The 22,453-nt window shown below is 69.9% G+C and carries 17 protein-coding genes and 1 pseudogene; 8 read left to right on the top strand and 10 right to left on the bottom strand.

Features of this window, described 5'->3' with window-relative positions; all coding sequences use genetic code 11:
• Positions 1–248 precede the first annotated feature (248 nt).
• A complete protein-coding gene (locus E6R18_RS00900) occupies positions 249–602 on the bottom strand; it encodes an STAS domain-containing protein (protein ID WP_003967428.1) in 354 nt (117 codons plus the stop codon).
• A gap of 78 nt (positions 603–680) precedes the next feature.
• Between E6R18_RS00900 and E6R18_RS00895 the strand changes: the two genes are divergently transcribed.
• Positions 681–3,263: a DEAD/DEAH box helicase gene (locus tag E6R18_RS00895; protein ID WP_240799541.1), complete on the top strand. Its 2,583-nt coding sequence runs from the start codon at positions 681–683 to the stop codon at positions 3,261–3,263.
• A gap of 40 nt (positions 3,264–3,303) precedes the next feature.
• Here the strand turns inward: E6R18_RS00895 and E6R18_RS35190 are convergent.
• The 7 genes and pseudogenes from E6R18_RS35190 to ssd all read right to left on the bottom strand — a co-directional run.
• Positions 3,304–3,561, bottom strand: a pseudogene (locus tag E6R18_RS35190) (Rv3654c family TadE-like protein); the annotation flags it as partial.
• A gap of 98 nt (positions 3,562–3,659) precedes the next feature.
• Positions 3,660–4,049 carry a TadE family type IV pilus minor pilin gene (locus tag E6R18_RS00885; protein ID WP_240799548.1) on the bottom strand — a complete coding sequence of 130 codons (390 nt, stop codon included), beginning with the start codon at positions 4,047–4,049 and terminating at the stop codon, positions 3,660–3,662.
• A gap of 52 nt (positions 4,050–4,101) precedes the next feature.
• Complete coding sequence (locus E6R18_RS00880; RefSeq protein ID WP_206308175.1) at positions 4,102–4,308, bottom strand: DUF4244 domain-containing protein; 207 nt, start codon at positions 4,306–4,308, stop codon at positions 4,102–4,104.
• A gap of 68 nt (positions 4,309–4,376) precedes the next feature.
• The gene (locus tag E6R18_RS00875) at positions 4,377–5,324 is read right to left on the bottom strand and encodes a type II secretion system F family protein (RefSeq protein ID WP_240799540.1); all 948 of its coding nucleotides are present in this window, start codon (positions 5,322–5,324) and stop codon (positions 4,377–4,379) included.
• A complete protein-coding gene (locus tag E6R18_RS00870; RefSeq protein WP_206308174.1) occupies positions 5,321–6,163 on the bottom strand; it encodes a type II secretion system F family protein in 843 nt (280 codons plus the stop codon). Before E6R18_RS00870 ends, E6R18_RS00875 begins: the two co-directional genes overlap by 4 nt.
• A 35-nt stretch (positions 6,164–6,198) precedes the next feature.
• Positions 6,199–7,347: a TadA family conjugal transfer-associated ATPase gene (locus E6R18_RS00865; protein ID WP_136314871.1), complete on the bottom strand. Its 1,149-nt coding sequence runs from the start codon at positions 7,345–7,347 to the stop codon at positions 6,199–6,201.
• On the bottom strand, positions 7,344–8,429 hold the full coding sequence (ssd, locus tag E6R18_RS00860; protein ID WP_136314968.1) for a septum site-determining protein Ssd: 1,086 nt from the start codon (positions 8,427–8,429) through the stop codon (positions 7,344–7,346). The genes E6R18_RS00865 and ssd overlap by 4 nt, the downstream gene beginning before the upstream one ends.
• A gap of 541 nt (positions 8,430–8,970) precedes the next feature.
• On the opposite strand from ssd, the gene E6R18_RS00855 reads away from it, so the two are divergent.
• Entirely contained in the window at positions 8,971–9,810 is an 840-nt protein-coding gene (locus tag E6R18_RS00855; RefSeq protein ID WP_136314870.1) for an HAD-IB family hydrolase, read from the top strand.
• A gap of 413 nt (positions 9,811–10,223) precedes the next feature.
• On the opposite strand, the gene E6R18_RS00850 is transcribed toward E6R18_RS00855, so the two are convergent.
• Positions 10,224–11,048, bottom strand: coding sequence for an oxidoreductase (locus E6R18_RS00850; RefSeq protein ID WP_136314869.1), 825 nt, complete (start codon positions 11,046–11,048; stop codon positions 10,224–10,226).
• Between the two features lie 102 nt (positions 11,049–11,150).
• On the opposite strand from E6R18_RS00850, the gene E6R18_RS00845 reads away from it, so the two are divergent.
• On the top strand, positions 11,151–12,146 hold the full coding sequence (locus E6R18_RS00845) for an ATP-binding protein (RefSeq protein ID WP_136314868.1): 996 nt from the start codon (positions 11,151–11,153) through the stop codon (positions 12,144–12,146).
• A 130-nt stretch (positions 12,147–12,276) separates the two neighbouring features.
• On the opposite strand, the gene E6R18_RS00840 is transcribed toward E6R18_RS00845, so the two are convergent.
• Positions 12,277–13,590, bottom strand: a complete 1,314-nt coding sequence (locus E6R18_RS00840; protein WP_136314867.1) for a hypothetical protein — start codon at positions 13,588–13,590, stop codon at positions 12,277–12,279.
• A gap of 284 nt (positions 13,591–13,874) precedes the next feature.
• On the opposite strand from E6R18_RS00840, the gene E6R18_RS00835 reads away from it, so the two are divergent.
• From E6R18_RS00835 to E6R18_RS00815, 5 genes are all read left to right on the top strand, one after another.
• A complete protein-coding gene (locus E6R18_RS00835) occupies positions 13,875–16,877 on the top strand; it encodes a SulP family inorganic anion transporter (RefSeq protein WP_136314866.1) in 3,003 nt (1,000 codons plus the stop codon).
• Positions 16,878–17,069: 192 nt separating this feature from the next.
• A complete protein-coding gene (acs, locus tag E6R18_RS00830; RefSeq protein ID WP_136314865.1) occupies positions 17,070–19,067 on the top strand; it encodes an acetate--CoA ligase in 1,998 nt (665 codons plus the stop codon).
• Between the two features lie 313 nt (positions 19,068–19,380).
• Positions 19,381–20,787 carry a Na+/H+ antiporter NhaA gene (gene nhaA, locus E6R18_RS00825; protein WP_136314864.1) on the top strand — a complete coding sequence of 469 codons (1,407 nt, stop codon included), beginning with the start codon at positions 19,381–19,383 and terminating at the stop codon, positions 20,785–20,787.
• A 39-nt stretch (positions 20,788–20,826) separates the two neighbouring features.
• Positions 20,827–21,357 carry a phage holin family protein gene (locus E6R18_RS00820; protein ID WP_136314863.1) on the top strand — a complete coding sequence of 177 codons (531 nt, stop codon included), beginning with the start codon at positions 20,827–20,829 and terminating at the stop codon, positions 21,355–21,357.
• The gene (locus E6R18_RS00815; RefSeq protein ID WP_136314862.1) at positions 21,354–22,379 is read left to right on the top strand and encodes an alpha/beta hydrolase; all 1,026 of its coding nucleotides are present in this window, start codon (positions 21,354–21,356) and stop codon (positions 22,377–22,379) included. Before E6R18_RS00820 ends, E6R18_RS00815 begins: the two co-directional genes overlap by 4 nt.
• Positions 22,380–22,453 lie beyond the last annotated feature (74 nt).

Raw genomic sequence — 22,453 nt, 5'->3', positions numbered from 1 at the left:
CCAACGGCCCGGGGCCCCCGGCTCTGCCTGCGAGCCGCTGGCTCTGTCCCCAGACGGGAGGCGCGCGGCCGAAAAATAAATCAGCCGCAGGCCGCCGACCGGGTGACGGCCGGCCGCCGAACACCGAGCGCCGGGATCACCGGCGACCGAGGAACGAGGGCCGTCGCACCGGCGGCCCTTCTCCGAGGCCGCCGTCGCCCCGACCGTCGCCGGACCGGCATGGAACCGGCCCGACGGCAGACCGGAGGTCAGTCGGTGGCCGCGACGGCCTCGTCGACCGTGGTGTGAATCGGGAACACCTTGGTCAGACCGGTGATCCGGAAAATCTTGAGAATGCGCTCCTGGTTGCACACCAGGCGCAGCGAGCCCTCATGGGCACGCACGCGCTTCAAGCCGCCCACGAGCACGCCGAGGCCGGTGGAGTCGAGAAAGTCGACGCCTTCCATGTCGACAACCAGGTGGTAGCTGCCGTCATTCACCAACTCGACCAACTGCTCGCGCAGCTTGGGCGCGGTATACACATCAATCTCGCCACCGACCTCGACGACCGTACGGTCGCCACCAGGGCCGGACACATTGCGAGTCGACAAGGACAGGTCCACGGATCCTCCAGCACCTTGCTATCGAGCGGTCGCCCCTCGGTCTCCCCGACGGAGCCGGGGGACGGATCGCCAGCCGCGATGGCATTCAATCACTTACCGGCAGCCATGCACGACGCCTTGGGACCATTGTCCGCCTTGCCAGTGACACACTCGGTGCCGATGGCCAAGAATCACTGCCCCAGTCGACCCCCGGAGAGTGGGGGCTCCCGCCCCTCTCCCGACACGGTCCTCGACCGGCTCGCCGCAGGGGCGGGCCGGTCCGCGCGCATCACTCATACGGAGCACCTGCCCCCGCGCGTGGGAACCCATGCCGTCTGGCCCGATCGCATCCGTCCGGAAGTGATCGCGGCCATCCAGAAGGCCGGCATCGACCACCCCTGGGCCCATCAGGCGGCCGCCGCGGAGCACGCTCTGGACGGCACATCGGTCGTGATCGCCACCGGAACCGCCTCCGGCAAGTCGCTGGCCTACCTCGCCCCGGTGCTCAGCGCCCTCCTGGACGGCTCCGAGGCCCCCAACGGGCGTGGCGCCACCGCCCTCTACCTCGGCCCCACCAAGGCGCTGGCTGCCGACCAGCTGCGCTCGGTCAGGGCGCTCGCGGCTCCGCTGGGCAACGGCATCCGGTCGGCCGTCTTCGACGGTGACACCCCCTTCGAGGAACGCGAATGGGTGCGCCAGTACGCCAACTACGTCCTGACCAATCCCGACATGCTGCACCGCGGGATACTGCCGTCGCACCCCCGCTGGTCCTCCTTCCTGCGCTCCCTGCGCTACGTCGTCATCGACGAGTGCCACACCTACCGGGGCGTCTTCGGCTCCCACGTCGCCCAGGTGGTGCGCCGGCTCCGCCGCCTGTGCGCCCGTTACGGCGCCGATCCCGTCTTCCTCCTCGCCTCCGCCACCTCCGCGCAGCCCGCACTCGCCGCGGGCCGCCTCACCGGCCTCCCCGTCACGGAGGTGGCCGACGACGCCTCCCCGCGTGGCGAACTCGTCTTCGCCCTGTGGGAGCCCCCGCTGACCGAGCTCCACGGCGAGAAGGGCGCTCCGGTACGCCGTACCGCCACGGCCGAGACCGCCGACCTGCTCACGGACCTCACCGTCCAGGGCGTCCGCTCGGTCGCCTTCGTACGCTCCCGGCGCGGCGCCGAGCTCATCTCCGTCATCGCCAAGGAACGCCTCGCCGAGGTCGACCGCACCCTCCCGGCCCGGGTCGCCGCCTACCGCGGGGGCTACCTGCCCGAGGAACGCCGCGCCCTGGAACGCGCTCTTCACTCCGGCCAACTGCTCGGCCTCGCCGCCACCACCGCCCTCGAACTCGGCATCGACGTGTCGGGCCTGGACGCCGTCGTCATATCCGGGTACCCGGGCACGAGGGCCTCCCTGTGGCAGCAGGCGGGCCGGGCCGGCCGGGCGGGTCAGGGCGCCCTCGCCATCCTGGTGGCCCGCGACGATCCGCTGGACACCTTCCTCGTCCACCACCCCGAGGCCCTGTTCGAGCAGCCCGTGGAGTCGACCGTCCTCGACCCGGACAACCCGTACGTCCTGGCCCCCCACCTGTGCGCCGCCGCCGCAGAGCTGCCGCTCACCGAACGCGACCTGCAGCTCTTCGGGCCCGCCTCGGCCGGTCTGCTCCCGCAGCTGGAAACCGCGAAGCTCCTCCGCAAGCGGGCATCGGGCTGGCACTGGACCCGGCGCGAGCGGGCCGCCGACCTCACCGACATCCGGGGCGAGGGCGGCCGCCCCGTCCAGATCGTCGAGGAGGGCACCGGCAGGCTGCTGGGCACGGTGGACGAGTCCGCAGCCCACAGCGCCGTGCACGAGGGCGCCGTCCACCTCCACCAGGGCCGCACCTACCTGGTCCGGAAACTGGATCTGGAGGACTCCGTGGCCCTGGTCGAGGAAGCCGCCCCGCCGTACTCGACCACCGCACGCGACACCACCGCCATCGCCGTCCTGGAGACCGACACCGAGATCCCCTGGGGGGACGGGCGGCTCTGCTACGGGTCCGTCGAAGTCACCAACCAGGTCGTCTCCTTCCTCCGCCGCAAATTGATCACCGGCCAGGTGCTCGGCGAGAGCAAGCTGGACCTCCCGCCGCGCACGCTGCGCACCCGTGCCGTGTGGTGGACGGTGACCGAGGACCAGCTCGACGCCGCCCGGATCAATCCCGAGATCCTCGGGGGCGCGCTGCACGCCGCCGAGCACGCCTCGATCGGGATGCTCCCGCTCTTCGCCACTTGCGACCGCTGGGACATCGGCGGGGTGTCCGTGCCCCTGCACCCGGACACCCTGCTGCCGACCGTCTTCGTGTACGACGGCCATCCCGGCGGCGCCGGATTCGCCGAGCGCGCGTTCCGCACCGCACGCGAGTGGCTGTCCGCCACACGCCTGGCCATCGCGTCCTGCGAGTGCGATGCGGGCTGCCCCTCCTGCATCCAGTCCCCCAAGTGCGGCAACGGCAACGAGCCCCTGCACAAACGAGGCGCCGTCCGGCTTCTCACAGAACTCCTCCGGTCCGCACCTCCCGCCCCGGGTGGCCCTGCCTCGCCGGGCTCGCCCGCCCCTGAGCACGGTCCGGCCGAGCCCGGCTCTCCCGACCCGTCGGGGGCGGGGGCGCCGCCGACGCCGGAGGAGCCGCCGCAGGCCCCGCACGAGCCCTGACCATGGGCGCGTACGGCCCGAACCGCGTCCTGGCGGTCACATCGGCCACCTCCCCCTGGACAACGCACCGCACCACCTGCGCCCCTTGCGCCTCGGCCACCTCCTGGGCCGACCGACATGCCTCCGCCGCGCCCTCCAGCGCCCGGTCGGCCGCAGCCAGAGCGGCCAGATCAGCCGCACCCCCGGCACGGTGCCGCGCGGCCACCACCTGCCCGAGCGCCAGGACTACCGCGAACACCGTGCACAGCGTCGTCGTGGTCACCGCGGCCCATACAGTCGCCAGCCCCCGATCCCCCACCCGGCCCCGCCACGAGTCGGACCACTGGGCCGTCGAGCGCACCCGCCACCGCGTCGGCCGCAGGGCCGAAGCGCGGGCCGCCGCCCGGCACCGCCCCCTCACCCCTCGCCCTCCTTCACCGGCGCGCCCTCCTTCCCCGGCGCGCCCTCCCTCGCCGGCGCGTCCTGCGGCCCCACCGCATCCTCCGCCGCCGCAGCGGCCTCCGCGCTCAGGGTCACGGCCAGGCGCCCGGGGCCGGGCGTCGGGGCAGTCACCCTGACCTTCCACAGCGCCCCGGACCGCTCGACTTCGACCGCGGCCCCGTCGGGCGCCGCGGAAAGAGCGGCCTCTTTCACCTGGGGCGCAGGTTCGGAACGGGCTGCCGCACGGGCGCCGGCCCGGGCGGCGTCCACGCACCGAATCTGGGCGGAGGCGGCCATCAACGCCCACAGCAACGCGAGGGCGAAGACCGCCAGCACCGGGATCACCATCGCGGCCTCCGCCGTCACAGCACCGCGGTCGCCCGGCCATCCGGCACCTGCCACCGCTTCGGCGCCGGCCTCAGAACTTCGCATCGAGTGCGCCCTTCAGCAGCGATTGCAGCTGGGCCATGACCGCAGGGCTGGTGACCACCTTGTAGAGCACCGCGGCAAAGGCGCAGGCCGCGATCGTGCCCACCGCATACTCGGATGTGGTCATTCCGCTATCAGCTCGGGCCCGGACGACGCCGACCACGGACCGCACCCAGTGCATGATTTTGCGCACCATTTCAAACCCCCGATATCCCACTTGAAGACCTGATTGACTGAAATTTTCCTTACAACCTTTTTTTCCGGCTATGCGGGTTGCAACAAGCCCCCCGCCAGCCCGACCACCACGGGGGCCACCCCCACCGCCAAGAAAGCGGGGAGGAAGCAGAGCCCGACAGGAGCGGTGACCATCACGGCGGCCCGCTGAGCCCGAGCCACAGCCGCCCTCGCCCGCTCGGCCCGCAACGCTTCGGCCATCCGGGCAACCGGCTCCGCCGCCGGAGCACCGGTCGAACCCGCCCGGTCCAGGCAACGGGCCAGGGCAGCAGCACCCGGTATGTCACCGAACCGCCCCCAGGCGACAGCAGGGTCGCCTCCGAGCCGGATTTCCGCCGCGGTGCGGGCAAGCTGCTCACCCACAGGGCCGCCCAGGGACTCACCCACCGCCTCGGCCGCCTCCGTCGGACCGGCGCCGGCGGAAATACAGGCCGCCAGCAGGTCGGCTGCCAGAGGAAGTTGCCGCGCGGCCTCCACCGCCCGGGCCTTCTCCTGCGCCGCGTGCCCCGAAGCCTGCCCGAGGCGAGCCCGCTGCCACCACCAGGCGCCGTAGGCCGACGCCAGACCGACCGCCCATCCCGCCGGGCCACCGACGAGGAACCAGCCGGTCAGCACGACGCCCAGCAGCACCGCCCACCGTTTGACCTGACCAGCGGACACCGGCTGCCCTACCGGCGACGTGGCCGCCCACCGTTTGACCTGACCAGCGGACACCGGCTGCCCTACCGGCGACATGGCCGCCCACCGTTTGACCTGCCCAGCGGACACCGGCTGCCCTACCGGCGACATGGCCGCCCACCGTGGTCCCGGCCACGTGGCAGGCGCCACCGGAGCCACCTCCAGAAGCCACTCGCCCCGCCGTCGCACCCGCCGACCGGTCTGCCGCCTGGCCAAGGGCAGAACCACCTGGCAGCAGAGGCCCAGGGCCACCCCGAGCGCCCCCACCACATGAACGACATCGGCGGCCAAGACCCTCATGCCACTTCTCCCGCCCGCACGATCCGGGCGGCCCACAGAAGCCCGCATGCCTCCAGCAGCCCGCCCGTGACCAGGCAGACCAACCCGACGGTGCTGTGGAACAGCACCCTCAGCGGATCCGCTCCCAGCGCGGCGCCAAGTCCCATGCCCAGCACCGGCAGCAGAGCGAGCACCGCGACCGTCGACCACGCGCCCGCAAGTTGCGCCCGCAGCTCCTCACGTTGGCGACGCTCGGCCCGCAATGCGCTCTCGAGCCGGTCCAGGCCAGCCGCCAGACCCGCCCCGCTGCCTACTGCCACCCGCCAACAGGCAGCCACTCCGGCCAGCCCTTCCAGGCCCGGTTCATCCGACGCCTGGACCAGCGCCTGCGGAACATCGCCGCCGAACCGCGCCGCGGCCGACACCCTGAATCCGGCTTCGCCCATCACGCCCGTGCTGCGCACCGCGACGAGCAGCGCCTCCCCCGGCTCGTGCCCCGCTCTCAACTCACCGACCAGCGCGCCGCACAGGTCCACTACTCCGTCGGCCCGTGCCTCTCGTTCCGCACGAAGCCTCCTCCTGCGCAGCCACCTCCGCACCACAGGAATCGCGACCACCCCAGCGATCACCGGCAGCATTGACTGACCAAGAACCGCCAGAACAGAGGCCACCGGCAGGCAGAGCCACTCCCGCCGCCCCTTCAGCCTCGCCTGAACCCGGCTGCGGACGCTCCCCCACCGCTTCTCGGACCGCGTCGGCCTCTCCTCGGCGGAGAACAGCCCCTGGGCCCTCCGCAGTGCGCTCCCGTGCCCCACCACCAGCCAGAGCGCCGTCGCCGCACACAGTGCTGCGGCATACACGAGCTCCGGCGCTCCCGCCGATGCCGGCCCCCTGGTCACAACACGCCCCCGGTAAGCTCCCGCAGCCGCTCCCAGCCCCGTTCCCGCTCGAAACCCGCAGCGCTCCAACGCAGCGCCGGCACCGTGACCACCAGGCCCGTCGCATCCCGTTCCAGCACGTGGACATCGGCAATCCGGCGACGCCCCGCACGGTCACGCGCAAGGTGAACGACCACTGACAAGGCCGCCGCCAACTGGCTGTGCAACGCTGCCCGGTCCAGGCCCGCCGCAGTCCCAAGCGCCTCCAACCGGGCCGGAACACGTCCTGCGGCATTGGCATGAACAGTCCCGCACCCGCCTTCATGTCCCGTATTCAGGGCAGCCAGGAGCTCGGTGACCTCGCTTCCCCGCACCTCACCGACCACCAGCCGGTCGGGACGCATGCGCAGGGCTTGGCGCACCAGATCCCTGAGGGTCACCCGTCCGGCACCCTCCTGATTCGCGGGGCGCGACTCCAGCCGCACGACGTGCGGGTGGTCCGGCCGCAGCTCCGCCGAATCCTCGGCGAGCACGATCCGCTCGCGTTCCCCCACCGCACCCAGCAGGCTCGAAAGGAGGGTGGTCTTCCCTGCTCCCGTCCCCCCGCTGATCAGGTACGAGACCCGGGCCTCCACCAGAGCCCTCAGCACCCGGTCGCCTCCCGGCGGCACCGTTCCGGCTTCGACCAGCTCCGCCAGCGAGAACGCCCTGGGTCTGACCACCCGTAGCGACAGGCACGTCGAACCGACGGACACCGGGGGCAGCACAGCATGCATCCGGGTCCCGTCCGGAAGCCTCGCGTCCACCCAGGGTCGGGCGTCGTCCAGCCGCCTCCCCGCCACGGCCGCGAGCCGCTGCGCCAGCCTGCGGACGGCCGCCGCGTCGGCGAAGGTCACCTCGGTGAGTTCAAGTCCGCCTCCCCGGTCCACCCACACCCGATCGGGCGCGGACACCAGGACATCCGTGACCCGGGGGTCGGCCAAGAGCGGTTCCAGCACGCCCGTACCGATCAGCTCACCGCGCAGCTCATCGGCTCTGCCGAGCACTTCCGCCGTGCCGAGCAACCGTCCCTGCGCGCGCAACGCGGCAGCCACCCCGGCCGGGGTCGGCGCTGTGCCGCTGTGCGCAAGCCGTTGCCGTACGGCATCGAGCAGTGCCTCGGTCATGAGACGCCCCCCACGATCGGGCCCTTGGTGGCCTCCCCGACGAGAGCCTGTTCCCAGAATGCGGTGCAGAACCTGGCAAGCGGGCCCCGCGCACTACCACCGGGAGGCTCGCCCATGTTCTGCTCGGCCAGCAAGCCCCTCTCCAGGGGGACTTCACCGGCCAGTGGCAGGCCCATGGCATCGGCCACCCATTGCTCGTCGAGTCCGGACGCGTACGGCCCCCGTGCCACCACCCGGAGGTCGTCCAGCACCATCCCCGCCATCGACACCACCCGCTTCGCCGCCGCGACCGCACGCAGTTCCCCCGGAACGACCACAAGGCCCAGGTCGAGCTGGGCAAGGGCTTCGGCCACCGCCTCGTCCACCCGACGCGGCAGATCGACCACCACCACTCCGCCGAGCCTGCGCGCCGCAGCCAGAACCGACCTCATGGCCGGCGGCGGAATGACGACCCAGTCGTCACGGCCCCAGCTGAGTACCCGCAACCCATGCAACGCGGGCAGCGACTCCTCCAGGGCGCCCCCACCGACCCGCCCTTGGGAATGGGCGAAATCAGGCCACCTCATTCCCTCGGCCCTCTCACCACCGAGCAGCACGTCGATACCGCCCCCCAGCGGGTCCCCGTCGATGAGCATCGTTCGTTGGCCGGCTCTCGCCGCAGCCACGGCAAGAGCACACGCCAAGGTGGAGGCACCGGCACCACCCCGACCCCCGATCACGCCTACCGTGAGCGCGGGCCGGCCGACACCCTCCGCCGCGTTGGCGATCTGATCCACGAGCCAGCTTTCGGAATCGGGCAGCCGAAGCACATACTCGGCCCCGATCTCGACGGCTTGGCGCCAGACGTCGGGTGAGTCCTGGTCCCGGCCCACGAGCATTACGCCCCGCCTGCGCGTCGCCCCTCGGCACCGCGCGGCCGCGTCGTCACCGACGAGCACCATCGGAGCGTGATCCCATCCCCCTCTGCGCTCGGGCAGCGTGTGATGCACTTCCGGCTCCGCACCGGCGGCCGCGCACAGCCTGAGCAGATCGTCGAGCAGCTCCACATCCTCGGTCACGATCAGCGGCCCGCCGCGTCGCATGCCGGCAGTCGGCAGACGATCCCGTGCACTGGATTCAGCCACGTTCTCCACCCCCTACATCGCTCACCTTCGTCGTGGTTGACGACGATCTCGGAGCCTTCCGAGAACGGTGATTCCGGTACCCGTGGACTTCACGGGTGGAATCACGGTGCAGCGCTTCGGGAAATCAAGTGGATCTTGGTCGAAAACCGTGGACAACTCAGCGGTTGTGAATAACTCCATCGCCCGTACCAGTGACTTCGGGTTGCAACTCTTTCGCTACCCAGCGTTACAGCGCACTCTGAAGGGAGTCGTGCACAGACATGGCCCGACATGGGCAAGAAGGAGGAGAAATGATTGGTTCCGCACCGGAGAACCGCGTCCGGACATGCGACGACCCCCGCCGGGGGGGAGAGCGGGGGTCGTCCCCACGGCCGACTCGGGGGGGGAGGAGCCGGACCGGGTTAGCACGGTCGCGAACGATCCGTGACTTCCATGGTGTACCCGACTGCCTTCTCAGGCAAACCCACGCGCTGGGGTTTACGCCGAATGGCGGGCCCCTATGCTCTGCCTTGTGGAAAACCGCTTCTTGCCGCGCACAGCCGCCTTCTTCGACCTGGACAAGACGGTCATTGCGAAGTCTTCGACACTGACCTTCAGCAAGTCCTTCTACCATGGCGGGCTGATCAACCGCCGCGCCGTGCTGCGCACCGCGTACGTACAGTTCGTGTTCCTTGCCGGGGGTGCGGATCACGACCAGATGGAGCGGATGCGCGAATACCTCTCGGCGCTCTGCAAGGGCTGGAACGTGCAGCAGGTCAAGGAACTCGTGGCCGAGACCCTGCACGACTTGATCGACCCGATCATCTACGACGAAGCGGCGACGCTCATCGAGGAGCATCACACCGCCGGACGCGATGTGGTGATCGTCTCCACGTCGGGCGCCGAGGTGGTCGAGCCGATCGGCGAGCTGCTCGGCGCCGACCGCGTCGTCGCCACCCGCATGGTCGTCGGCGACGACGGCTGCTTCACCGGTGAGGTGGAGTACTACGCCTACGGCCCCACGAAGGCCGAGGCCATCAAGGCGCTCGCGGTGTCCGAGGGCTACGACCTGGCCCGCTGCTACGCGTACAGCGACTCCGCGACCGATGTCCCGATGCTGGAATCCGTCGGCCACCCGCACGCGGTCAACCCGGACCGCGCGCTGCGCCGGGAGGCGACCCTGAGGGAGTGGCCGATTCTCGTCTTCGACCGACCCGTCCGACTCAAGCAACGAGTGCCTACGTTCTCCCTGCCGCCGCGTCCGGCGCTCATGGCTGCGGCAGCGGTGAGCGCGGCCGCCCTCACCGCGGGCATCGTCTGGTACGCCGCCCGCCGGCGCTCAGCAACGGCCTCCGCGTAGGACGATCCGAGTGCCGCGACCTGGGGCGACTGGCACGGCGCGTTGGACCAACTCGTCCGTAATTGAACCTAAAAGTAAAGAAGAGCAGCCAGCACTACCGCTCACCCGGCACCTGGAGTACAAAGGATTCAACGGCCCGCGAGACCAAGGACATCCGAGAGGATGACCTGATGACGCAGTAAAGGCCCCACGGACCGCGCACGGAGACCCAGCACCCACGCGACGTCGACCCGTCGATTACGGGCCAGCCGCACCAGGAACGGGCAAAGAACCCGACCTGATGGGCACATATCGAGGACGCTTGGTAACTGGGCGGACGTGCCGGCGGCGGTACCGGACCGGTACCGCCGCAATTCTTTCCCGCCGTTCCCGCACCACCCACACGTGCCCCGGCACCGGCTGCGGGGAGCGCGCTACGCGGCGCCCCGCTGAAGCGCCTCACACACGGCCGTCGACTCGCGGACACCCAGTTCCGCCGAGCGGCCGCAGTGCTTGATCCAGGCCGCCATACCTTCCGGCGATCCCGACAGATAACCGTCGAAGGCCGCCACATATGCGGCCCGCCCCTGTTCGGCGTGACCGACTTCGGCCGGGCAGATCGACTTCGGGTCGAGCCCGCTTCCGATCAGCACAATCCGTTCCGCGGTCCGTGCCACCAGGCCGTTGCAGGAGCCGAAGGGACGCAGGGCCAGCAACTCTCCGTGGACGACGGCGGCCGTCACCAGGGCGGGCGCCTCGCTTCCCGCGAGGATGAGCCGGCTCAGCCCGTCCAGTCGGCCCGCGACTTCGTCCGCGCTCGGCAACGGCGCTTCGATCAGCGGCTCGTCCACCGGCTCACCAGCGAGCCGGGGTCGACCCACCGCATCCTCGGGTGCGGCACTGCCCGCAGCCACCAGGTGAAGCCGGGCCAGGACGCGCAGCGGAGACTGCCGCCAGATGGACAGAAGCTGCCCCGCTTCCGCCGTCAGGCGAAGAGCGGCCCCGATCACACCTGCCTCGCCGTCACCACTGAAGTCGGTGCGCCGCCGCACCTCCTCAAGGTTCCAGTCGGCGCCGGACAGCGCGGCCGACCCGCGGGCCCCCCGCAGTGCGGCCTCCGCGGTGACCTCGTTGCTGCGACGCCGCATCACGCGGTGGCCGTAGACGCGGTCGACGGCCTTGCGTACCGAGTCCACCGCGTCGGTGACGCCCGGCAGAGCACCCAGAGCGACAAGCGGGTCCGAGGAAGTCGTACTCATAAGTAGCGAGGCTACGCGCCTCAGACACGACCACCGGCCGGGAGTGGCCTTCTTCACGAAACCCTGCAACACAAAGCAATCGATCGACTACCTTAGGTGAACATGAAGATCGCTTTCGTAGGGAAGGGCGGCAGCGGCAAGACCACGCTGTCCTCGCTCTTCATCCGCCACCTCGCCGCCAATGAAGCCCACGTCGTCGCGGTGGACGCCGACATCAATCAGCACCTCGGGGCCGCTCTCGGCCTCGACGAGGAGGAATCCGCAGCGCTGCCCGCCATGGGAGCGCAACTGCCTCTGATCAAGGAGTATCTGCGCGGCAGCAATCCGCGCATCGCCTCGGCCGAGACGATGATCAAGACGACCCCGCCGGGCGAGGGCTCACGCCTGCTGCGCGTGCGCGAGGACAACCCGATCTACGACGCCTGCGCCCGCACGGTGCGGCTCGACGACGGAGACGTCCGCTTGATGGCGACCGGGCCGTTCACCGAGTCGGATCTCGGTGTGGCCTGCTACCACTCCAAGGTCGGCGCGGTTGAGCTCTGTCTCAACCACCTCGTTGACGGACCCGACGAATACGTGGTGGTCGACATGACCGCCGGCTCGGATTCGTTCGCCTCGGGGATGTTCACCCGCTTCGACATGACGTTCCTCATCGCCGAGCCGACCCGGAAGGGCGTCTCCGTCTACCGCCAGTACAAGGAGTACGCACGGGACTTCGGCGTTGACCTGAAGGTCGTCGGCAACAAGGTGCAGGGCGAGGACGACCTGGAGTTCCTGCGCGACGAGGCGGGCGATGACCTGTTGGTCACCGTCGGCCACTCCGACTGGGTGCGGGCCATGGAGAAGGGCCGTCCCGCACGCTTCGAGTTGCTGGAGGCGGACAACAGGATGGCCCTGCAAGCCTTGCAGAATGCCGCGGAGGACTCGTACGAGCGGCGGGACTGGGGCCGTTACACACGGCAGATGGTCCACTTCCACCTGCGGAACGCGGAGAGCTGGGGCAACGAGAAGACCGGTGCCGATCTCGCTGCCCAGGTCGATCCGGCCTTCGTGCTCGACGAGCGCCGCATTGGGGCCGAAGCCGTGCAGCCTGTCTGAGCGGGCGGCGCCAGGGGACCGGGCCGAGCCCGGCCCGGCTGGGGCGCAGCCGGGCCATTCGCCCCGATGCGGCCGGACGGCGCCGGGCATGCCATTTGCCCGGCGCCCGGCGAGGAGGGCGCCTCAGCTCCTATCGGCCGGCGGGATTGCCCGCGGCCGCCGCGGGTGCCTTCGAAGCCGTCTGGTCCCGGCCGGAGGCAGTGCCTGCTTCGAGGAAGGCGGGCCACCCGGCCTTCGGCGCCTGGCCGACCTTCAACGTTTCGAGCTTCACCAGCGTCGCCGGATCCTGCGCGTCGAGCCAGTCCGCCAGCTGTCTGAACGAAACGCAACGCACGTCCTTCTTGGTGCAGACCGTCGCGATCGTCTCCTCGATGGCACGCATGTACGTGCCACCGTTCCAGGACTCGAAGTGGTTCCCGATGATCAGCGGCGCGCGGTTGCCGTCATACGCGCGGTCGAATGCCTGGAGAAGGCCGTCCCGCATCTGGTTGCCCCAGTACTCACGCTGGTCCGGGTCCCCCTGCGTCGTACCGGACTGGTTGAACATGAAGTTGTAGTCCATCGACAGCGTCTCGAAGCCGCGTCCCGGCACCGGGACGAGCTGCATGGAGAGGTCCCAGATCCCGTCCTTCTTCTTCGGCCAGACCTGGTTGTTGACGCCGCTGGAGTCATAGCGGAATCCCATGGAGCGTGCCGCCGCCACCATGTTCTTCTGGCCCTCCAGGCAGGGGGTGCGTCCGCCGACGAGTTCCTTGTCGTAGTCGAAGGGGAGTGCCTTCTCGCTCTTCAGGTCCGGATCGTTGGTCTTCCAGCTCTTCACGAAGGACTTGGCCTGGTTGATCTCGCTCTTCCACTCGTCGACGGACCAGGTGCCGACGCCGCCGTCCTTGCCGCAGAAGTGCCCGTTGAAGTGGGTGCCGATCTCATTCCCGTCCTGCCAGGCGCCGCGCAGCTCGGTGAGGGTGTTCCGGATGCCCTTGGTGTCGTTGAAGCCGATGTCGGAGCTTCCGGCGTTGTGCTTGGGCGGGTCGTACTGCGTCCGCTTCGCTTCGGGCAGCAGATAGACGCCGCTCAGGAAGTACGTCATGTTGGCGTGGTACTTCTTGCCGACCGCGCGAAAGTGCGAGAAGAGTTTTTGGCTGTCCTCACCCGCCCCGTCCCATGAGAACACCACGAACTGCGGCGGCTTCTGGCCGGCCGTCAGGCGCTGCACCGCCGGCTGCTTGGGCTGAAGGCCCGTGAACGCGGTGGATCCGTCACCGATGGCCCGGAACACACTCTTGGGTGCCGCTTCCGCAGCCTTCTTCTTCTCCCCGGCGGCGCCGTTCACGGCTCCGAGCCCCGAAGCCTGTGACTCCGGACCCGAGGCCGCGCATCCGGCCGCCCCCACGGCCAGCGCGACGGCCATGACGCCCAAGGCGATCTTCTTCGTGGCGGCCATCATCCGCCCACCCTCTTTCTCGCAGGTAGCTTGCGCCGAGTGCCGACACGGCGCGGCCAAGGTCGCACGCATGACACGGCGATCAGCACGACAGGCCGAATGAAAAGCTGCCTATTCACCGGAATGGGTGGTCAGATGGCCCATTTGCCACTAACCCTGGACACGGTTCTTTACTCTCCATTACGATCTATTTACCAAGAGTTGAGATATCCCGCTGCTGCACGCCGTGATCCACGGCCCGCGTCACCGCATTTCGCGACCGCGCCACTCAGGAGGAGACGGGAAACATGTCTGCCTGCGTACCCACTCGTCACGACCGCTCGTCCCGCAGCTCGCGCCCTCCCCGGTCCTCGGGAGTCAAGCGACCACACAGCCCGCCACCGCAGCGCGGTGGCCGATTCCCGATCGCGGGCGCCGACGTGTCCGCGTCCATCACCGTCTTCCTGCTCGCCATCCCCATGTCGCTGGGCCTGGCCGTCGCCATGAACGCCCCGCTTGAAGCGGGCCTCATCTCCGCCGCGGTCGGCGGCATCGTCGCCGGACTGCTCGGCGGGACTCCCCTCCAGGTCTCCGGCCCGTCCGCCGGACTGACCGTGGTGACGGCCGAGGTGATCCAGATCTACGGCTGGCGCACTACCTGCGCCATCACCATCGGAGCAGGACTGCTTCAGCTCACACTGGGTTCGCTGCGCGCAGCGCGCAGCGCACTCGCCGTCAGTCCCGCCATCGTGCATGGCACGCTCGCCGGGATCGGTGTGGCTATCGCCCTCGCTCAACTGCACATCGTGCTGGGCGGCTCACCGCAGAGCTCCGCCGTCTCCAACGCTCTCCATCTACCCGAGCAGTTGGCACGTATCAGTCCAGCGGCTCCCTTGATCGGCGCGCTCACCATCGCGATTCTGATGCTGTGGCCGCGCATGCCCGGACGGGCAGGTCTGCTCCTGCGCCGCGTTCCGGCAGCCCTGGCCTCCGTAGGGCTCGCCACCGCCGCTGCAGCATGGGCGGCGCCATCGATCGCCCGGGTCGATCTGCCGTCCTGGCGCTCGCACGCCTTCCCCGAAATGCCGCAGGGCCCCGTGCTCGGACTGGCTACAGCCGTCTTCACGATGATGCTGGTGGCCAGCCTCGAGTCGCTGCTCGCCGCCGTCGCCGTGGACAAGCTGGCCGCCGACCGAAACCGTGAGCAGCCGGCCGGAGCAGCGGTGGCAGGAAACGGGCAGAAGGCAGCCGCCTCCGGTCGGCCCGGTCCCCCGCTCAGACGCTCCGACCTGGACCGGGAGCTCCGCGCACAAGGCGTTGCCAATGCGGTATCGGGCCTGCTGGGTGGGCTGGCGGTCTCCGGCGGGGCCGTTCGCAGCTCGGCGAATGTGCGGGCCGGGGCGACCGGCCGTGCCTCGACCGTGTTGCACGGCGTGTGGATTCTGCTCGCCTCCGCCCTGCTTGTCACCGCCCTGGAGCGCATCCCACTGGCCGCTCTCGGTGCGCTGGTGATGATGGTCGGCCTCAAGATGGTGAGCTTGGCGCACATCCGCAACGTCCACAGGCACCGCGAGTTCCTTGTGTACGGCGCGACGATCGCCGGGGTGCTGCTCGTCGGCGTTCTCAATGGCGTGGCGATCGGGATCGCGGCGGCGGTGGCGGTCGCCCTGCATCGGCTGGCCCGCACCCGCATTTCGGTCGACGAACAGCACGGCCGGCACCTCGTCGTCGTACGCGGGCAGTTGACCTTCCTGGCCGTGCCACGGCTCAGCCGAACATTTGGTCGGCTGCCCCAGGACGCCGACGTACTCCTCGAGCTGGACGGTTTCTTCATGGATCACGCGGCATACGAGGCAATCCAGGACTGGAGCAACGCCCATACCGCGCACGGCGGCCGAGTGGCCTTCGCCGGCAGACCGGGCGACAGAATCGCCGAGCCCGCCTCCGCGGCTCATTCCTGCTGCCGCCCGTGGACCCCGTGGCGCAACCACCACTGCCACGACCAGCCCGAACACGCGCCGCCGCCCACAGGATCGACCGCCGACCGACCCGACCACCAGCCCACCACCGGCTCTGCCCCTGCCCCTGCCCCTGCCCCTGCCCCTGCCCCTGCCCCTGCCCCTGCCCCAATCTCGGCCACTGGCACCGCCGCCTCCACTCACGCGGCCACGCCCACCGAGCCCCCCGAGGCCACATCCGCCCCCACCGGCCCCGCCACCAACAACGCTCCCCCCGCCGCCGCCCAGCACATCCCCGGCCCCACCCCCAGCCACACCACATCCCCGGCCATGCCCCGCACCGAATCGGACGGGGCCCCCGGCCCGACCCAACCAGCCCAGCAGCCCACGCACCCCGCGTCGGCTCCGTACCTCGCCCCGTCTGCGCACCCCGCGTCGGCTCCGTACCTCGCCTCGTCTGCGCACCCCGCGTCGGCTCCGTACCTCGCCTCGTCTGCGCACCCCGCGTCGGCTCCGTACCTCGCCTCGTCTGCGCACCCAGCCTCGTCTGCGCACCCAGCCTCGTCTCCGCACCCCGCCTCGTCTCCGCGCCCCGCACCGGCTCCACGCCCTGTGCAGCCCGCACCCACCACCCGGCCCGCGCTCGCGATGGCCGCTCACCGGCTGGTCAGAGGTCTCAGATCGTTCCAGCGCGATACGGCGCCCCTGGTCCGTGGGGAGCTGGCACGGCTCGCCGAGGAAGGTCAGCGTCCCTCACAGCTCTTCATCACCTGCGCGGACTCCCGTCTGGTGACCAGCATGATCACGGCCAGTGGGCCGGGCGACCTGTTCACCGTGCGCAACATCGGCAACCTGGTACCACCGCCGGACGCCGAGGACGGCGACCATTCAGTGGGGGCCGCTATCGAGTACGCGGTGGACATGCTCGGCGTCCAGTCCATCACCGTGTGCGGGCACTCCGGCTGCGGCGCGATGAACGCGCTCCTCGGGGCCGAGCCGGACACCCGGGAAACGTCGCTGTGGCGCTGGCTACGGCACGGGCTTTCCAGCCTGGAGCGGGTGGCCTCGGGCAATCACGCCCCCGCCAGGCTCTCCGGCCGACTGCCCGCCGACGCGGTGGAGCAACTCTGTCTGACCAACGTGGTCCAGCAGCTCGATCATCTGCGGGCCCATCCATCGGTGGCGCGCCGCATCGCCGACGGCACTCTTCAGCTCCACGGCATGTACTTCCATGTCGCCGAGGCACAGTCGTATCTGCTGACTGACCGCGCGAGCGCCGGAAACGGGCCGGATGAGGTCTTCGACCTGATCGCGCCCGCCCATCCGGCCGAGCTGGCACACATCGGCACCTGAACCGCGCAGGCCCCGGGTCCGTGAGACCTTGTGATCCCGTTTCCACGTCACCACATGCCACACCGCCACACCGGCGCCGTACCCCACCGCGCCCACCGGGCGTGGAAGCGGGATCATGCCTCTATACACGAGACACAGGTCTAAACCAATTCCCGGCAGACACTTGTCACCCGGCCTTGGGCCTGATGAGCTATGCCCCGGGACACAACGGACACCCTGGGACTGGGAGAAGTCGTGAGCAACGAGAGCCTGGCCAACCTGCTTCGGGAAGAGCGGAAGTTCGCTCCGCCTGCCGAGCTGGCCGCCAACGCCAACGTCACAGCAGAGGCGTACGAGCAGGCCGAAGCGGACCGGCTGGGCTTCTGGGCCGAGCAGGCCCGCCGCCTGACCTGGGCCACCGAACCGACCGAGACGCTCGACTGGAGCAATCCGCCCTTCGCGAAGTGGTTCGCGGATGGCGAGCTCAACGTCGCGTACAACTGCGTGGACCGCCACGTCGAGGCCGGCAACGGTGACCGGGTCGCCATCCACTTCGAGGGCGAGCCCGGTGACAGCCGCGCCATCACCTACGCAGAGCTGAAGGACGAGGTCTCCCGCGCCGCGAACGCCCTCACCGAGCTCGGTGTCGCCAAGGGCGACCGGGTCGCCGTCTACCTCCCGATGATTCCCGAGGCCGCCGTCGCGATGCTGGCCTGCGCCCGCATCGGTGCAGCACACTCGGTCGTCTTCGGCGGCTTCTCCGCCGACGCCATCGCCGCCCGCATCCAGGACGCGGACGCGAAGGTCGTCATCACCGCAGACGGCGGATACCGCCGCGGCAAGCCCTCTGCGCTCAAGCCCGCCGTCGACGACGCCGTCTCCCGCATCGACAGCGTGGAGCACGTCCTCGTCGTCCGCCGCACCGGCCAGGACACCGCCTGGACCGAGGGCCGCGACATCTGGTGGCACGAGATCACCACCCGCCAGTCCGCCGAGCACACCCCCCAGGCGTTCGAGGCGGAGCAGCCGCTGTTCATCCTGTACACGTCGGGCACGACCGGGAAGCCCAAGGGCATCCTGCACACCTCCGGCGGCTACCTCACCCAGGCGGCCTACACCCACCACGCGGTCTTCGACCTCAAGCCTTCGAGCGACGTCTACTGGTGCACCGCCGACATCGGCTGGGTGACCGGGCACTCGTACATCGTCTACGGGCCGCTGGCCAACGGCGCCACGCAGGTGATGTACGAGGGCACCCCCGACACCCCGCACCAGGGGCGCTTCTGGGAGATCGTCCAGAAGTACGGGGTCACGATCCTCTACACCGCGCCGACCGCGATCCGTACGTTCATGAAGTGGGGGGACGACATCCCCGCCAAGTTCGACCTGACCTCCCTGCGCGTCCTCGGCTCGGTCGGCGAGCCCATCAACCCCGAAGCCTGGATCTGGTACCGCAAGCACATCGGTGCCGACAAGTGCCCGATCGTGGACACCTGGTGGCAGACCGAGACCGGCACGATGATGATCTCGCCGCTGCCCGGCGTCACACAGACCAAGCCGGGAAGCGCCCAGCGCGCTCTCCCGGGCATCTCGGCCACCGTCGTCGACGACGAGGCCCGCGAGGTGCCCAACGGCGGAGGCGGCTACCTCGTCCTCACCGAACCGTGGCCCTCCATGCTGCGCACCATCTGGCGCGACGACCAGCGGTTCCTCGACACCTACTGGTCACGCTTCGAAGGCAAGTACTTCGCCGGCGACGGCGCCAAGAAGGACGAGGACGGCGACATCTGGCTGCTGGGCCGGGTCGATGACGTCATGCTGGTCTCCGGGCACAACATCTCCACCACCGAGGTCGAATCCGCGCTCGTCTCGCACCCCTCGGTCGCCGAAGCCGCCGTGGTCGGCGCCGCCGACGAGACGACCGGCCAGGCCATCGTCGCCTTCGTCATCCTGCGCGGCACGGCAACCGCCTCCGACGAACTGGTGGCACAACTACGCAACCACGTCGGCACCACACTCGGCCCGATCGCCAAACCCAAGCGCATCATGCCCGTCGCCGAACTACCCAAGACCCGCTCCGGCAAAATCATGCGGCGCCTCCTGCGCGACGTCGCCGAAAACCGCGCCCTCGGAGACGTCACCACCCTCACCGACGCCTCAGTCATGGACCTCATCCAGACCCAGCTGCCGTCGGCCCCCTCCGAGGACTGAGACCAGGGCACGAGACCACGGGCCTGGGGCCGCCGGCCCAGGCCGCTTGCCCAGGCCGCTTGCCCAGGCCGGCGGCCGAGCCCAGGGCCAAGTGCGGGGACTGAGTCCTGAAGGGCATCCGGCAACGCGCCGGATGCCCTTCAGGCACTTAAAGTGAAGATCACTACCCACACCCCCGCCCCCATGTCCCCGGGTACAGTGGCAGCTGATCGATAAAAAGATAAGAAAAAAGTCCACAGGGGTGCCGGGAAGTCTGGTCGGCAAGTGCATCAGCCATGCCATCGCTGCCGTACCGACCCGGAGGTCTCTCCCCGTGGCCACGCCCAACCCCGCACCCACCGGCCCCCGCCGTACGTTTCTGGGCCTGCTGCCGCTCCCTGAGCGCAACTTCGTCGCCGACGCCCTGCGGACGGAGACCGTCGGCGGTGTCATCCTGCTGGTCGCCGCCGTGGCCGCGCTGGTATGGGCGAACACCTTCGGACCGAGCTACGCGGCCGTCAGCCACTTCCATTTCGGGCCCGAGGCCCTCGGACTCCATCTCTCCGTGGCGCACTGGGCCGCAGACGGACTGCTCGCGGTCTTCTTCTTCGTCGCCGGCGTCGAACTCAAACGGGAACTCGTCGCGGGTGAGTTGCGTGACCCCAAGGCCGCCGCGCTCCCGGTGGCCGCCGCGCTCTGCGGCATGGCCGTGCCGGCGGTCGTCTACACGCTGGTCAACGTGTTCGGCGACGGTTCCACGGACGGGTGGGCGGTGCCCACCGCCACCGACATCGCCTTCGCACTCGCCGTACTCGCAGTCATCGGCACCTCGCTGCCGGCCGCACTCCGCGCTTTCCTGCTGACCCTCGCCGTCGTGGACGACCTCTTCGCGATCCTGATCATCGCCGTCTTCTTCACCGAGGACATCAACTTCCTGACGCTCGTCGGCGCGTTCGCCGGCCTCGGCATCTTCTACCTGCTGCTGCGGCTGGGCGTGCGCGGCTGGTACGTCTACGTCCCGCTCGCCCTGGTCATCTGGGGGCTGATGTACAACAGCGGCATCCACGCCACCATCGCCGGTGTCGCCATGGGCCTGATGCTCCGCTGCACCCGCCGCGAGGGCGAGGACCACTCACCCGGTGAACGCACCGAGCATCTGGTCCACCCGCTGTCGGCAGGCTTCGCCGTCCCGGTGTTCGCGCTGTTCTCCGCCGGCGTCTCCCTCTCCGGCGGCGCGCTGGCCGGTGTATTCAGCCGCCCCGAAACGCTCGGCGTCGTTCTGGGACTCGTCGCCGGCAAGACGATCGGCGTGTTCGGCGGTACGTGGCTGACCACCCGGCTCACCAAGGCGGAGCTCAACAAGGACCTGGCCTGGGCGGACGTCTTCGCGATCGCCACACTCGCCGGCATCGGTTTCACCGTCTCGCTGCTGATCGGGGAGCTCGCCTTCGCCGGTGACGACGACATGATCAACGAGATCAAGGCGTCGGTTCTGCTCGGCTCCCTGATTGCCGCCGTACTCTCCGGTGTACTGCTCAAACTGCGGGTACGCAGATACAGAGCGCTGTCCGACGCCGAGGAACTCGACGAGGACGGATCCGGAGTGCCGGACGTCTACGAACAGGACGACCCGGAGTACCACCTGCGGATGGCCGCCATCCACGAGAAGAAGGCGGCCGAGCACCGCCGCCTTGCCCGACTGGCGGGGGCAGCGAGCAACAAGCCGGACAGTCCGGCATGATCTGACATCGGACGTGTTGAACAGGAGAGGGAGTCAGGGATGAGCGACCCCGGCAATTACGCGGGCAGCGCCGACCGCAGTCTCGGCCAGCTGGTCGCGTCGGCGACGGCCGAACTGTCGGCGCTGGTGCACGACGAGATCGCCCTGGCCAAGGCCGAGGTGCGGCAGGACGTCAAGCGAGGCGTCATCGGCAGCGTGGCGTTCATCGTCACGGGCGTGCTGCTCCTGTTCGCGATCCCGGTGCTGAGCTTCGCGGCCGCGTACGGAATCCACAACCTGGGCCTGGGCCTCGCCTTGTCGTTCCTGATCGTGGGCGGTGCGTTCATCCTTCTGGGGATCCTGCTCGCGCTCTTCGGCTACGCGAAGTTCAAGAAGGTCAAGCCGCCGGAGAAGTCCATCGCCTCCGCGAAGCAGACCGCCGCCGTCCTCCAGGGCGTCAAGCCGCACCCCCGTCCGGGCATCGCCGCCGACGCGATCCTCCCGGTCGGCGGCAGCACCCTCGCGGACCGGGCCATCGAGAACGTTCCGGTCCAGGACAACGCGTCGGCTGTGGCACGCTCAACCACATGACGGTCCCCGATTCCAGCGCGTTCGGCCCACTGGGCCCGGAAAACCGGGCGGGCCACGAAGGGCCGGACGGCCCGGCGGACCCCGCCCCCGCCCCGTTCGCCCCGGCCGGCGGCCCCGTCCGCCTCGACGGCCCCTGGACCCACCGGGACGTCGCGGCGAACGGCGCCCGCTTCCACATCGCTGAAATGGGTGAAGGACCGCTGGTCCTCCTCCTGCACGGCTTCCCGCAGTTCTGGTGGAGCTGGCGCCACCAGCTGCCCGCGCTCGCCGATGCGGGCTTCCGGGCCGTGGCGATGGACCTGCGCGGGGTCGGCGGCAGCGACCGCACGCCCCGCGGTTACGACCCCGCCAACCTGGCGCTCGACATCACCGGCGTGATCAGGTCCCTCGGCGAGCCGGACGCCGCCCTGGTCGGCCACGACATGGGCGGCTACCTGGCCTGGACGGCCGCGGTGATGCGCCCGAAGCTGGTGCGCCGGCTGGTCGTCTCCTCGATGCCCCACCCGCGGCGGTGGCGCTCCTCGATGCTCTCCGACTTCGCGCAGTCCCGGGCCGGCTCGTACATCTGGGGCTTCCAGCGGCCCTGGGTGCCGGAACGTCAGCTCGTGGCCGACGAGGCGGCGTTGGTGGCCCGTCTGATCACCGACTGGGCGGGGCCGGGCACCGCGGAGTTCCCCGACGAGAGCGCGCTGGGGGTCTACCGGCGCGCCATGTCCATCCCCTCGACGGCACACTGCTCGATCGAGCCGTACCGCTGGATGGTGCGCTCACTGGCGCGCCCGGACGGCATCCAGTTCAACCGGCGTATGAAACGGCCCGTGCGGGTGCCGACGCTGCACCTGCACGGTTCACTCGATCCGGCGGTCCGCACCCGCAGCGCCGCGGGGTCCGGCGAATACGTCGAGGCACCGTACCGGTGGCGACTTTTCGACGGTCTGGGTCACTTCCCCCACGAGGAGGATCCGGCCGGGTTCTCGGCCGAACTCATCAACTGGCTCAAGGATTCCGAGCCCGACCGCTAGCCGGTGGGCACACGCGCCCGAGAAATGGCCACGTGCCTGACGCATAGGCCAATTGGCTGACGGATAGGCGGTTA

It is taken from the genome of Streptomyces sp. A1277 (assembly GCF_004795015.1).
Classification (GTDB): domain Bacteria; phylum Actinomycetota; class Actinomycetes; order Streptomycetales; family Streptomycetaceae; genus Streptomyces.
The sequence above is the reverse complement of the archived record's forward strand: the minus strand, read 5'-3'. Positions and strand labels throughout refer to the sequence as shown.